This window comes from Streptomyces sp. NPDC005820, assembly GCF_040630255.1.
Taxonomy (GTDB): domain Bacteria; phylum Actinomycetota; class Actinomycetes; order Streptomycetales; family Streptomycetaceae; genus Streptomyces.
This window is the reverse complement of sequence record NZ_JBEXXE010000033.1, coordinates 1-13,384: the sequence shown is the minus strand read 5'-3', so window position 1 is coordinate 13,384 and position 13,384 is coordinate 1. Positions and strand designations below refer to the sequence as shown.

Annotated in this window: 12 protein-coding genes; 8 read left to right on the top strand and 4 right to left on the bottom strand. The window is 72.2% G+C overall.

The features are described from left to right. Positions 1-2 precede the first annotated feature (2 nt). On the bottom strand, positions 3-482 hold the full coding sequence (locus ABZ464_RS34070; protein ID WP_359283711.1) for an Lrp/AsnC family transcriptional regulator: 480 nt from the start codon (positions 480-482) through the stop codon (positions 3-5). 122 nt (positions 483-604) lie between these two features. Here ABZ464_RS34070 and hppD point away from each other — a divergent pair, with 122 nt between their 5' ends. Both hppD and ABZ464_RS34060 read left to right on the top strand, forming a co-directional pair. Continuing rightward, positions 605-1,750 (top strand): 4-hydroxyphenylpyruvate dioxygenase, encoded by a 1,146-nt coding sequence (gene hppD, locus ABZ464_RS34065; RefSeq protein ID WP_359283528.1) that lies wholly within the window; start codon positions 605-607, stop codon positions 1,748-1,750. Positions 1,751-1,789: 39 nt separating this feature from the next. After that, entirely contained in the window at positions 1,790-2,644 is an 855-nt protein-coding gene (locus ABZ464_RS34060; RefSeq protein WP_359283526.1) for a Teichoic acid biosynthesis protein C (Precursor), read from the top strand. Positions 2,645-2,676: 32 nt separating this feature from the next. Here ABZ464_RS34060 and ABZ464_RS34055 read toward each other — a convergent pair whose 3' ends face one another. After that, on the bottom strand, positions 2,677-4,116 hold the full coding sequence (locus ABZ464_RS34055) for a tetratricopeptide repeat protein (RefSeq protein ID WP_359283523.1): 1,440 nt from the start codon (positions 4,114-4,116) through the stop codon (positions 2,677-2,679). A gap of 92 nt (positions 4,117-4,208) precedes the next feature. Here ABZ464_RS34055 and ABZ464_RS34050 point away from each other — a divergent pair, with 92 nt between their 5' ends. Beyond that, positions 4,209-5,615 carry an FAD-linked oxidase C-terminal domain-containing protein gene (locus ABZ464_RS34050; protein WP_359283520.1) on the top strand — a complete coding sequence of 469 codons (1,407 nt, stop codon included), beginning with the start codon at positions 4,209-4,211 and terminating at the stop codon, positions 5,613-5,615. A 43-nt stretch (positions 5,616-5,658) separates the two neighbouring features. On the opposite strand, the gene ABZ464_RS34045 is transcribed toward ABZ464_RS34050, so the two are convergent. Continuing rightward, the gene (locus tag ABZ464_RS34045; RefSeq protein ID WP_359283519.1) at positions 5,659-6,072 is read right to left on the bottom strand and encodes an SsgA family sporulation/cell division regulator; all 414 of its coding nucleotides are present in this window, start codon (positions 6,070-6,072) and stop codon (positions 5,659-5,661) included. Between the two features lie 262 nt (positions 6,073-6,334). Here ABZ464_RS34045 and ABZ464_RS34040 point away from each other — a divergent pair, with 262 nt between their 5' ends. Together ABZ464_RS34040 and ABZ464_RS34035 are read left to right on the top strand one after the other, a co-directional pair. Beyond that, positions 6,335-8,077, top strand: a complete 1,743-nt coding sequence (locus tag ABZ464_RS34040; RefSeq protein WP_359283516.1) for an RDD family protein — start codon at positions 6,335-6,337, stop codon at positions 8,075-8,077. 82 nt (positions 8,078-8,159) lie between these two features. After that, positions 8,160-8,837: an RDD family protein gene (locus tag ABZ464_RS34035; protein WP_359283514.1), complete on the top strand. Its 678-nt coding sequence runs from the start codon at positions 8,160-8,162 to the stop codon at positions 8,835-8,837. Positions 8,838-8,913: 76 nt separating this feature from the next. Here the strand turns inward: ABZ464_RS34035 and ABZ464_RS34030 are convergent, their stop codons facing one another. Further along, complete coding sequence (locus ABZ464_RS34030; protein WP_359283513.1) at positions 8,914-9,204, bottom strand: hypothetical protein; 291 nt, start codon at positions 9,202-9,204, stop codon at positions 8,914-8,916. Between the two features lie 356 nt (positions 9,205-9,560). On the opposite strand from ABZ464_RS34030, the gene ABZ464_RS34025 reads away from it, so the two are divergent. The 3 genes from ABZ464_RS34025 (at position 9,561) to ABZ464_RS34015 (ending at position 13,240) form a co-directional block, all read left to right on the top strand. Then, positions 9,561-11,906: an immune inhibitor A domain-containing protein gene (locus tag ABZ464_RS34025; protein ID WP_359283510.1), complete on the top strand. Its 2,346-nt coding sequence runs from the start codon at positions 9,561-9,563 to the stop codon at positions 11,904-11,906. A gap of 133 nt (positions 11,907-12,039) precedes the next feature. Then, positions 12,040-12,372, top strand: coding sequence for a hypothetical protein (locus tag ABZ464_RS34020; protein ID WP_359283508.1), 333 nt, complete (start codon positions 12,040-12,042; stop codon positions 12,370-12,372). Between the two features lie 31 nt (positions 12,373-12,403). Beyond that, positions 12,404-13,240 (top strand): restriction endonuclease, encoded by an 837-nt coding sequence (locus ABZ464_RS34015; protein ID WP_359283507.1) that lies wholly within the window; start codon positions 12,404-12,406, stop codon positions 13,238-13,240. Positions 13,241-13,384: the final 144 nt, after the last annotated feature.

Genomic DNA, 13,384 nt, shown 5'->3' with positions numbered 1-13,384 from the left:
AGTCACCCCTCCCCGTCCTCCGCGGCCGCCTGTTCCACCAGCGGGATGATCCGTAGCGGCACCGCGTTCTCCATCACGATCGTCGTCGACGCCCGGACGATCCCCTCGAAGCCGACGACCCGGTCGATGACCCGCTGGAGGTCGGCGTTGGAGCGGGCCACCAGTCGGCACAGCATGTCCCCGCTGCCGGTGGTGGTGTGCAGTTCCAGGACCTCCGGGACGGTGGTGAGGTGGGCCCGTACGTCCGGACCCTGACCCTGCCGGATCTGGAGCGTGGCGAAGGCCGTCACGGGGTACCCGATGGCCGCCGGGTCCACCTCCGGGCCGAAGCCCCGGATGACCCCGCTCGACTGGAGCCGGTCCAGACGGGCCTGCACGGTCCCCCGGGCCACCCCCAGCCGCCGCGACATCTCCAGCACCCCGATCCTCGGCTCCCGTGCCAGCAGCACGATGAGCCGCCCGTCCAGATGATCGATCGCCACGCCCGCCTCCGAGATGGTCACCCTGTACGCAAAGCCCGCCGAAACCCTCGTACCACTGAACAGACTGTCCAGCCGAGAAGCGAACTGTTGCGCACCTTGCGCCCCGGAGTGAGGCTTCCGCTATGACGCAGACCACACACCACGCTCCCGAGACCGCCCGGCAGGCCGACCCCTTCCCGGTCAGGGGAATGGACGCGGTCGTGTTCGCCGTGGGCAACGCCAAACAGGCCGCCCACTACTACTCCACCGCCTTCGGCATGAAGCTGGTCGCCTACGCGGGCCCGGAGACCGGCAGCCGTGAGACCGCGTCGTACGTGCTCACCAACGGCTCGGCCCGGTTCGTCCTCACCTCCGTCGTCAAGCCGGCCACCACCTGGGGCCACTTCCTCGCCCGGCACGTGACCGAGCACGGCGACGGCGTCGTCGACCTCGCCCTCGAGGTCCCGGACGCGCGCGCCGCGTACGCCTACGCCGTCGAGCACGGCGCCCGCTCCGTCGCCGAGCCGTACGAGCTGAAGGACGAGCACGGCACGGTCGTGCTCGCCGCGATCGCCACCTACGGCGAGACCCGCCACACCCTCGTCGACCGCTCCGGCTACGACGGCCCCTACCTCCCGGGCTTCGTCGCCGCCGACCCGATCGTCGAACCCCCAGCCCAGCGCACGTTCCAGGCGATCGACCACTGCGTCGGCAACGTCGAGCTCGGCCGGATGAACGAATGGGTCGCCTTCTACAACAGGGTCATGGGCTTCACGAACATGAAGGAGTTCGTGGGCGACGACATCGCCACCGAGTACAGCGCGCTGATGTCGAAGGTCGTCGCCGACGGCACGCGCAAGGTCAAGTTCCCGATCAACGAGCCCGCGATCGCCAAGAAGAAGTCCCAGATCGACGAGTACCTGGAGTTCTACGGCGGCGCCGGCGTCCAGCACATCGCGCTCAACACGAACGACATCGTGCAGACCGTGCGCACCATGCGCGCGGCCGGGGTGCGGTTCCTCGACACGCCCGACTCGTACTACGACACCCTCGGCGAATGGGTCGGCGACACCCGGGTGCCCGTGGAGACCCTGCGCGAGCTGAAGATCCTCGCCGACCGCGACGAGGACGGATATCTCCTCCAGATCTTCACCAAGCCGGTGCAGGACCGCCCTACGGTGTTCTTCGAGATCATCGAGCGCCACGGATCGATGGGCTTCGGCAAGGGCAACTTCAAGGCCCTGTTCGAGGCGATCGAGCGTGAGCAGGAGAAGCGGGGCAACCTGTAGTCACTGCGACAGGGCCCCCGCCGAAAGCGAGGGTGGACCGTGGCCGACCGTTTCGACCTGGCCGTACCGGCCGTGAGCTGGCTGGCCGGCAAGGCCCTGCGGGAGGGCACGGTCCTGCAGTCCTTCGCCTTCGACGAGAGCCACAAACACCTCTATGTCCTCCAGGTCCGCAAGGGTGGCGAGGCGGCCGGCGACCTGTGCCTCAACCGCCTCGACCACCAGGGAAATCCGCTCGGCCACATGTATCTCCAGGGCTTCGGGCACGGCGTCAGCATGGGCGTGCAGAACGCCCCCGACGGCACCGTCTGGATCTGGACCGAGGCCGCGTCCAAGAACGGCTACGGCCAGGGCGTCACCCGCTTCCGCTTCGTCTCCGGCGCCGTCCGCACCACCGACGACGTCAAGGTCCGCAAGCCGATACCCGGGTCCACCAACAACCAGCCCTCGGTCTGCATGACCTCCAAGCGCCTCTCCGTCCGCTACCGCATGGACGGCAAGCCCCGCTACCGGGTCTGGGACCTGGAGTCCTTCGTCGACCGCGACTACGACGACCCGGTCGCCGACTTCGCCCAGACCGGCGCCCACCCCGACCCGGAGATCCCCTTCCAGGGGTACGCGCTGCACGGCGACCACGTCTACCAGCTCGCCGGCACCGCCTACGACGCCCTGACGAACCCCCCGGCCAAGAAGGGCAACGCCTACCTCTCCTGCCTCGACGTCCGCACCGGCAAGCTCCTCCAGCGCACCCGCACCGGCGCCGGCCAGACCCTCACCTACCGCGAACCCGAGGGCCTCGCCGTCCGAGGCTCCCGCCTCTACCTGGGCTTCGCCTCCGGCACGGCCGGAGCCCGCCGCTTCTCCCTCTACTACAAGGCCGCGAAGAAGACGTCGTAGCGCTCATGGAGCTCATGGCGCTCACAGCGCGCTCAGGACTCCGGCAGCGGCTCGTCCGGCACCTCGCCCAGGCCCGCCAGCGCGGCCCGGGCCGTCCGGGCGTGCAGCGGGGAGAAGTACGGGTTCAGCCGCAGTGCCTCCGTGAGATGGCGGCGGGCGTTCGCCGTCCGCTTGAGCGCCCGTTCGACCATGGCCCGGTGGTAGGAGTACGGCGCGCTCAGCACCGCCCCGCCGTGCACCCGGTCGGTGGCGATCGCGGCGTACTTCAGCGCCTCCCGGTCCGCACCGGCCCGGTGCAGCGCCCAGCCCAGCGCGTCCGCGACCGCGACGCCCGGCCGGCGCTCCCACTCGGCCCGCAGCCGCCGTACCGCCGACGCCGGATCGCCGTGGTCCGCCTCGAACAGCCCGAGCACCAGCGCCCCGTCCACCCCGCCCGCCGCGTCCCGGCGCACCCGCTCCCGCAGCAGCGCGTACTGCTCGCGCGCCTCGCGGCCCCGCCCCAGCGACTCGTACAGCTCGCCCAGTTCCAGCGCGTACTGCGGCAGCGGCTGCCCGGCGAGCGCCTCGCGGTACGCGGTCAGCGCCTGCGCGGTCCGGCCCAGCGCCGCCAGCGCCCGCCCCTGCCCCGCCCGCGCCGCCCACTGGTCCGGGTCCAGCCGCAGAGCCGCCCGGAAATGGCTCAGCGCGCTCTCCCGCTCCCCGCGTTCGAAGGCCAGCTGCCCGCCCCGCTCCAGCCACGCCGCCTCCTCGGCGGGGGAGGCGGCCCAGGCCGCCGCGTCGGCCAGCGCGGCCTGCGCGTCCTCCCGGAGGCCCTGCTCCCAGTACACGCCCGCCGCCCGCGCCAGCACCGCCGGACCCGACCGCAGCTTGCGCAGCCGCTCCAGCGCCGCGCGGGCCTTCTTGTGGTCGCCGAGGCCCAGGTACGCGTCGACGAGCTGTCCGTACGTCGTCCAGCGCCCCGGCGCCGCCCTGCGCGCGGCCTCCGCCCACTCCAGCGCCGCTCCGTGATCCCGCCGCGCGTTGGCCAGCGATGCCAGCCCGTCCAGGGCCTCGGCGTTGCCCTTCGGCCGCACCTTCAGCGAGGTCCGCAGCGCCCGCTCGGCCTTCGGATAGAGGACGTCCGCCCCGGCGGTGCGCCGCCCCTGCTCGACGTACGCCGCCCCGAGCACCGCCCATGACACCGCGTCCCGGGGATGCTCGCGCACCCGGCTCTCCCGCTCCCCGATCAGCTCCGCCAGCCCGGGCAGCGCCGCCGGCACCCCCGCTTCCACCGCCGCGCCCGCCTGCGCCCCCGCAGCGGGCGCCGCCGCCCCGCGCCCCGGCCGCTCCCCGGGCACACACAGCAGCACCGCCCCGCCGGCCAGCACCAGACCCCCGACGAGCGCGCCGAGCGGCGCCCGCCGCCGGTACCACGGGACGACCCTCGTGCCTCCCCGCGCGGTGTTCTCCTCATGTCGTACGACGCTGTCCATGGCGCTCACTGTGCGCCCGCCCCGGGGCCGCGCCCGGGCAGGTGACGGCCCCCGGGGACGGGGTTCACACCGATGGCCCCGGGTGCGAACCTGTGATCATGAGCCGTATCGAAGCGCCACGCGACGAGGTCACGGGCAACCTCGCCGACCGTCTGCTCGCCGGCCTGCCCGCCGACGCCGTCCTCACCGACCCCGACGTCACCGCCTCGTACGCCAACGACATGGCGAGCTTCTGCCCGGCCGGCACCCCGGCCGTCGTCGTGCTGCCCCGCACGGTCGAACACGTCCAGCACGTCATGCGCACCGCCACCGAGCTGCGGCTGCCCGTCGTCCCGCAGGGCGCCCGCACCGGCCTGTCCGGCGCCGCCAACGCCACCGACGGGTGCATCGTGCTGTCGCTGACGAAGATGGACCGCATCCTGGAGATCAGCCCGGTCGACCGCATCGCCGTCGTCGAACCGGGCGTCGTCAACGCCGCGCTCTCCCGCGCGGTCGGCGAACACGGTCTGTACTACCCGCCCGACCCCTCCAGCTGGGAGATGTGCACGATCGGCGGGAACATCGGCACGGCCTCGGGCGGGCTGTGCTGTGTGAAGTACGGGGTGACGGCCGAGTACGTCCTCGGCCTCGACGTCGTCCTCGCCGACGGGCGGCTGATGTCCACCGGCCGGCGCACCGCCAAGGGCGTCGCCGGGTACGACCTGACCCGGCTGTTCGTGGGCTCCGAGGGCTCGCTCGGCATCGTCGTACGGGCGGTGCTGGCCCTCAAACCGCAGCCGCCGGGGCAGCTCGTGCTGGCGGCGGAGTTCCCGTCGGCGGCCGCCGCCTGCGACGCGGTCTGCAGGATCATGGCCGGCGGGCATGTGCCGTCCCTGCTGGAGCTGATGGACCGCACGACCGTCAAAGCGGTCAACGAGCTCACCCGCATGGGCCTGCCGGAGACCACCGAGGCCCTGCTCCTGGCCGCCTTCGACACCCCCGACCCGGCCGCCGACCTCGCCGCGCTGGGGGCCCTGTGCGAGGCGGCCGGCGCCACCCAGGTGGTCCCCGCGGACGACGCGGCGGAGTCCGAACTCCTCCTCCAGGCCCGGCGTTCGTCCCTCGTCGCCCTGGAGGCGGTCAAGGGCACCACGATGATCGACGACGTGTGCGTGCCCCGCTCCCGCCTCGGCGACCTGATCGAGGGCGTGGAACGCATCGCGGACAAGCACCGCCTGACCATCGGCGTCGTAGCCCACGCCGGGGACGGCAACACCCACCCCACCGTCTGCTTCGACGCCCAGGACCCCGACGAGTGCCGGCGCGCCCGCGAGTCCTTCGACGAGATCATGGCCCTCGGTCTGGAACTCGGCGGCACCATCACCGGCGAACACGGCGTGGGCGTCCTGAAGAAGGAGTGGCTGGCGCGCGAGATCGGCCCGGTGGGGCTGGAGATGCAGCGGGCCGTCAAGCAGGTGTTCGACCCGCTGGGGATCCTCAACCCGGGCAAGCTGTTCTGATCTCCACGCAGGGGCCCGCGCAGGGGCCCGCGCTCGGGCCCGCTCACTGGGCGAGCAGCTCGGCCAGACCCTCGTCCAGGCCGAGCTGCTCGCCCTCGGTGCCCGGCGGCACCGCCCGCAGCGTCCGCTCCAGCCAGGCCGACACCTGTGCCGTCGGCGCCTCGAGGAGCGCGTCGCCGTCGGGGGAGCTGAGCGCCATCAGCACGACACTGCGCCCCTCCGACTTCGTCGGCCACACCCGTACGTCCCCGTGCCCACAGGGCCGGAACACCCCCTCCACCAGCAACTCCCGGGCGAACGTCCAGTGGACGGGGTGCTCCGAGTTGATGTGGAAGGTGACATGCACGGCGAACGGGTCGTCGCTGCGGTAGCCCAGCCGGGCCGGGACGGGGATGCTGCGCTCCGGCGACAGGATGAGCTGGAGCTCCAGTTCGCGCTCCACCACGGTGTGATGCATGGTCGTTCTCCTCTCCGTACGGATGTGTACGGAGGGAGAGAGCGGTAGGGATGCGGAGCATTACGCGGGTCGGAGAACTTTTTTCGCGAGTTCGGTCGGCTGATCTCTTGTGATCTCTGGGCGGACGGTTCCGAACGTGTGAAGCGTGTGCACGGGGTTGCCCGGAAAGGGGTGGGTACGGCGGGACTGGCGGTGGGGGTTGCGTCCGTCTGATAGATGTGGATGCCCCCATCCCACCTCGAGCAGATACGGGACGACGGACATGAGCGCCCCAACCCCGGCCCCCGGCGACGACAGGCCCCGCGAGGGGTATTACCCGGACCCGTCCATCCCCGGATACGTCCGGTACTGGAACGGCTCCGCCTGGGTACCGGGCACCAGCCGCCCGGCCCCGTCGGACGGTACGCCGCTCACGCCTCCGGCCTCCCCCGTGGAGGAGACCGGCCCGCACTTCTTCGACGAGGATCCCGACCCGGCCGACCAGGTCGGCGGCGGCCGTCCCGAGCCCGCCTCGGCCTGGGGCGCCGACCGCTCCCACCAGTCCGGCTTCGGCGGCGACCAGGACCGCAGGGTGTCCTGGGGCGCACCCCAGGGCACCGACCCGAGGGCCCAGGCCCAGCCGGGGGTGCCGGGGGTGCCGGGACAGGGGCCGGCGCAGTACGGCACCGCCGCTGCCCCGGGGGTTCCGGGGCAGGGCGGTCCGGGATCCCCGACGCAGCCCGACGGCTGGTCCGCCCGCACGGACGGCACGGCGACGATTCCCCCGGCGGAGCCGGAGACCGGCGACGTGGCGTCGGGCGGCACCTTCGTCTTCCGCCGCCCCGGCGCGAGGGACGCGGGCGTCGGCGCCGGCGCGCCAGGAGCCGCCGGCGCCGGCACCGCCAAGCCCGGCTTCGGCGCCGGCAAGGCGGCCGCCGAGCGAGCGGCCGCCGCCCAGGCGGGGCAGGCGGGGCAGGCGCAGGGCACCCCCGGCCTCCAGGGCCCGCCCGCACAGGCCTCCGCCCAACAGGGCACGGCCCAGCAGGCCTCCGCCCAGCAAGGTCCGTCCGCCCAGATGCCCGCCCAGCAGGGCCCGTCCGCCCAGATGCCCGCCCAGCAGGGCCCGGCCGGGCAGGCCCTCGCTCACCAGGGCCCGCCCGCGCAGAGCCCCGCCCCGCAGGGCGGCCCGCTCCCGCAGGGCGGCCCGCTCCCGCAGGGCCCCAGCGCCTCCCCGCAGGGCGGCCCGGCCCCGCAGGGCGGCCCCCTCCCGCAGGGCCCCAGCGCCTTCCCGCCCGCCGCCGGGCAGGCGGGTGGGCTTCCCGGAGCGCCCCAGGCCGCGCCGGGCGTCCCGCAGCAGTCCGCGCCCGCCCAGGCATCCGCTCAGGCCGCCGCCCAGGCCTCCGCCCCCATGGCCGCCGGCCCCGGTGGGGGACAGTCCTCGTGGGCGCAGCAGGTGCACCGGCTGGCGGGGGCCGATGAGCAGCCCGTGTCCTGGAAGCCGCCCGTCGAGGACATCTTCCAGGCGGCCGCCCGCCGGCAGGCCGCGGCCCGGCCCGCGGGGCTCGGCAAGCGGTTCGCGGCCCGTCTGGTCGACACCCTCGTCCTCGCCGCCGTCACCTCGGCCGCCGCCGTACCGCTCGGCGTGAAGGCCCTCGACCACGTCAACGAGAAGATCGACGAGGCCGAGCTCACCGGACGGACCGTCACGGTGTGGCTGCTGGACGGCACGACGTCCGTGTACCTCGGCATCGTCCTCGCCGTCCTGCTGGTCTTCGGGATCGTGTACGAGGCCCTGCCGACCGCCAAGTGGGGGCGCACGCTGGGCAAGAAGCTGCTCGGTCTCCAGGTGCGGGACATCGAGGGCCACGAGCCGCCGGCCTTCGGCGCCGCCCTGCTCCGCTGGCTCGTCTACAGCGTGCCCGGGCTGCTCGTGATCGGGGTCGTGGGCGTCGTATGGGGCGTGTTCGACCGGCCGTGGCGCCAGTGCTGGCACGACAAGGCCGCCCACACGTTCGTGGCCGGCTGACCCGTCGGCCGAGACCGCCGGCCGACACCCGTACGGCCGCTCGCCGGATGCGGTGGTCCGGGCCGCGGGTTCCACTCGGGCCATGACCACCGAACCGCCCCCCGGCTCCGGCGGCCCGCCGGAGGACGACCCGCTCCGGAAACACCCCCCACAGGAGCCGCCGCGGGAGCCGCCACGAGAGCCGCCCCGGGGCTCGCCGTACGACGCGCCGTACGACGGGGAGCCGCCCCCGCCGTACTCGGGCGGCGGCGGCCCGTACGGCGGTCAGGGCGGTGACGCCTACGGCGGTTACCCGGCCGATCCGCTCGCCGGGATGCCGCCGCTCGCCGAGAGCGGCAGGCGCACGCTCGCCCGGATCATCGACATGGTGCTGGTGTACATCGTGGTCGCGCTGCTGGTGTGGGCCTTCCGGGTCGACCAGTACACGGTCGACGCCGACAAGATCGAGTTCGGCAAGACCCTCGGACGCGAGATCATCACGGCCGTCCTCTACGTCGCGTACGACACGATCCTGATCGCCCGGACCGGCCAGACCCTCGGCAAGAAGTGGTTCGGCATGCGGGTCGCCAACCTGGACGACGGCTCCACGCCCTCCGTGCAGACCTCGCTGGTCCGCGCCCTGGTGCTGTGGATCCCGTTCGCGTTCTGCTGCGCCTGTGTGTGGACGGCGGTCTGCGGCGGCTGGAGCTACTTCGACAAGCCGTACAAGCAGGGCCTGCACGACAAGGCGGCCAAGACGGTGGTGGTGGGCCTCGGTTGACCTGCCGGGGCACGGTCCCGGGGCACGAAGGAGGGCCCGGGTCGTCAGGCCCGGGCCCTTCCTTCACGCCGTTCGGTCAGGGGGCCGGTTCCCGGACGGGCTCGGGCGCGGCGGCCACGGAGGCGGGTACGGGCACCGGCACCGGCTCGGGCACCGCCTGCTCCGGCCGTGGTTGCGGCGCGGGGGCGGGCGACGACCGCGTCACCGGCACCGTCAGGGCGACGAGCACGCCGAGCGCGAGCGCGGCGACGGCGACGACGGCGATCCCGGGTCCCGAACTCGTCTGTGACAGCAGCAGCATGGCGAGCGTCGAGAAGATGACGGTGCAGGAACCGTACGTGAGCTGTGCGACAGTCGGACGAGGCATGGCAATCGTGTCCTCGGAAGCGGGGGAGATCTCGACTCTATTGGCCTGCATGCCCGAGTGGAACGAACGGTAAGCGTGACCTAACCCACGGTGCCGGTGCACAGGGGGCGCACGGAGTCATGGCGTCCAGCAAGTGGACGGTCCCGCGCGCCTGTTCGGGTTACAGTCATGTGTCCGTAATGCGAACACCGGCTCTCAATAATGCACTTGATCTGTCCAAGTCAAGGTCTGTCTTTTCTCGTAAACCAGTAGTCAAATGGCGTCACTTGACTACACGCGTATAACAGCGCGCGGACCTTCCTTGACAGGGATCCCCCCTTTTCCGCGCGTACGGGCGCGTTAGGGGAGGACATCAAGTGACCAGTAGATCCTGGACGTTCAGAACGGCCGCGACGGTCGTCGCCCTTGCGGCGGCCTCGACGACGTTCACCACGTTCGCCGTGGCGCAGGCCGCGGAGCGTGGCACGGGCGCGGCGGTGGACCGGCAGGACCCGCAGCCGGCCAAGGCCAAGGAGCACGACTTCGACGGCCCGCTCAGCAAGACCCAGGAGGCGCAGCGCGAGGAGGCCCTCAAGCAGGTCATCTCCGGCGAGGCCACCGTCAAGGACCGCGACGGCTCCAAGGTGGTCAAGCTCGCCAGCCGCAAGGGCGACAGCAAGTACGTCGAGCTCGGCCGCGAGAAGACCGACAAGATCTTCACGATCCTGGTCGAGTTCGGCGACCAGGTCGACCCCCGCTACGGCGGCACCACCGGCCCGCTGCACAACCAGATAGCCGCGCCGGACCGCACGAAGGACAACTCCACGGCCTGGCAGGCGGACTACAACCAGGCGCACTTCCAGGAGCTGTACTTCGGCACCGGCAAGAAGACCGAGTCGCTGAAGAAGTACTACGAGAAGCAGTCCTCGGGCCGCTACTCGGTCGACGGCGAGGTCACGGACTGGGTCAAGGTCCCCTACAACGAGGCCCGCTACGGCTCCAACGACGCCCCGACCGGCGCCTGGTACGCGGTCCAGGACGGCGTCAACGCCTGGGTCGCCGAGCGCGAGGCCGCCGGTGCCACGGCCGCCGAGATCAAGGCGGAGCTGGCCGGGTTCGACCAGTGGGACCGCTACGACTACGACGGCGACGGCAACTTCAACGAGCCCGACGGCTACATCGACCACTTCCAGATCGTGCACGCCGGCGAGGACGAGTCCGCGGGCGGCGGCGCGCAGGGCGCGGACGCCATCTGGGCCCACCGCTGGTACGCCTTCGGCACCGACGCCGGCTCCACCGGCCCGGACACCGTCAAGCTCGGCGGCACCCAGATCGGCGACACCGGTATCTGGGTCGGCGACTACACCATCCAGCCGGAGAACGGCGGCCTGGGCGTCTACGCCCACGAGTACGGCCACGACCTCGGCCTGCCGGACGAGTACGACACCTCCGGCGGCGGCGAGAACTCCACCGGCTTCTGGACCCTGATGTCCTCCGGTTCCTGGCTCGGCACCGGCAAGGACTCCATCGGCGACCTGCCCGGCGACATGAACGCCTGGGACAAGCTGCAGCTGGGCTGGCTGGACTACGACGTCGCCTTCGCCGGCAAGAAGTCCACCCACAAGCTGGGCGTCGCGGAGTACAACACCAAGAACGCCCAGGCGCTCGTGGTGCAGCTGCCGGAGAAGACGGTCACCACCGAGGTCGTCGCCCCGGCGCAGGGCTCCACCCAGTGGTGGAGCGGCAGCGGCGACGACCTGCGCAACACGCTGACCCGCACGGTCGACCTGACCGGCAAGACCTCCGCGTCCCTCACCCTGGACGGCTGGTGGGACATCGAGCAGGACTACGACTACCTGTACACCGAGGTCTCCACCGACGGCGGCGCCAGCTACACCCCGATCGACGGCACCCTGGCCGACGGCACCGCCATCCCGCGTGACGGCAGCGACAAGCCCGCCCTCACCGGCACGGTGGCCTCGTACCAGAAGCTGACGTTCCCGCTGGACGCCTACGCGGGCAAGCAGATCAGCCTGCGCTTCCGTTACGCCACCGACGGCGGCGTGGCCCAGAAGGGCTTCGCGGCCGACGAGATCACGGTGACCGCCGACGGCGCGACCCTGTTCTCCGACAACGCGGAGGCCGCGGACGCCGCTTGGACCGCCAACGGCTTCTCCCGCATCGGCTCGGCCATCACGGACGACTACGCCCAGTACTACATCGCCGAGAACCGCCAGTACGTGTCGTACGACAAGACCCTCAAGGTCGGCCCGTACAACTTCGGCTTCTCGACGACCCGTCCGGACTGGGTGGAGCACTACGCGTACCAGAACGGTCTGCTGATCTGGAAGTGGGACACCTCCCAGGCGGACGACAACACCAGCGCCCACCCGGGTGAGGGCCTGATCCTCCCGATCGACTCGCACCCGACCCCGTTGAAGTGGTCGAACGGCACGCTGATGCGCAACCGCGTCCAGTCCTTCGACTCCACCTTCAGCCTCTACCCGACGGACGCGATCACGCTGCACAACGCGGACGTGGCGACCAAGATCAAGTCCCGTCCGGGCGTCCCGGTCTTCGACGACCGCAAGTCGACCTACTACGACGCCACGAACCCGCTCGCGGGCGTCAAGGTCACTGACACCAACACCTCCATCAAGATCGTCAGCGAGCCCAAGGACGGCTCGACGATCACGGTGAAGGTCGGTCCCGCGGCGAAGTGATCTAAGAAACCGCAGGTCAGAAGCGTATCGGCGGCAACCCCTTGGCGGGTTGCCGCCGGTCGTGTTTAGGTGCCTCCTGTGACTCCGTTATTGACGCCGACCGCTGTACCGACTCGCACGGGGGTGTGACCGCATGGCCGCAGGAGGCTTCTGCAAGCTGCCGAACGGCAGGGTCGTGGTGGCCCTGAACCTGCCCAGTCCGACCGCCGCGGACCCGGACGCCGCCGTCCGCGTCCTCGTCCACGCCCAGAACCGGGCCAGGGCCCTGACCAGGCTCCGCAACCTCGGCCTGCGCGCCGTCTACCTCCGCGGCAACGCGGCCCCACCGACCCCCGACGAGATCACGGCCGTCCTCCACCACCCGGACGGCCTCATCTGGCGCACGACCCCCGACAACGCTGTTCCGGCGACGGTCCCCGAACTCTGGAGACCGATCAGAGCACTGCTCCGGGGAGCGGCAGCCTAGGACCGCCCCGGGACCCCGTCGGCGATACTTCATGGCTGTGACAAGCGAAAACACGTCGGCGGCCAGACCGTCCCAGCCCCCTGCCCGTCGTCAGATCCAGTCCTGGCAGGAGGCCGAGCACAACGCCGCGGCCTGGATGCGGCACTGGGGGTACGCGGACGCACGGGCCCGGCCCGGCGGCAGCGACGGCGGGGTCGACGTACGGTCGCGCCGGGCGCTGGGGCAGGTCAAGTACCAGGGGGCGGCCGTGGGCCGGCCCGAGCTGCAGCGCCTGTTCGGGGCCCGCGGCCGGGCGCTGGAGAAGGACCTGCTCTTCTTCACGGGCAGCAGCTACGCCGCCACCGCGATCGAGTACGCCGCCGAGAACGGCATCGCCCTGTTCGTCTACGGCCTGGACGGCTCGACGACCCCGGTCAACGCCCCGGCCCGCCGGATCGCCACGGCACCGGCCCCGGCCCCGATACCCCCGACGGCGCCCACGCCGATCCCCGTCGCCGCCCCTCCCCGCCGGGAGAGCCGTCCCGGCACCGGCCGGATCGTGCTCGGGCTCGTCCTGACCGCCGTCGCGCTGTTCCTCCCCGGCGGCGAGGACTTCGACCCCCGCCCGAACCGGACCCTGGTAACACTGCTGATGCTGGTCGTCCCCGCCGTCCTGACCGTCTCGGGCCTGAGGGAGAAGTCCCACCGCCGCTACTGGCCGACCGGGCTGGGCCTGTTCCTGCTGGACCTCGCGGTGGGCTGGCTCGGCAACGCGCGGCTGTGGCGCGGCGACACCGCCGACGACCTGGTGCCCGCCACGCCGACCGTCCTGGCCCTCACGGCCGCGACCCTCCTGCTCCGCTGGAACAAACGCCCCCGCGTGCCCTAGGGCCTGTCGTTTGGATCATGCCGCGCGTCGCGGGGTGCGGCACGCGCGTCTGCGGCGTTGTCGTCGGTTGCCGACTCCCCCACTCTCGGCTGCGCTCGAGCGGGGGGACCCCCATCGCGTCGCCGCCCTCCTCCGCCTTGCAGC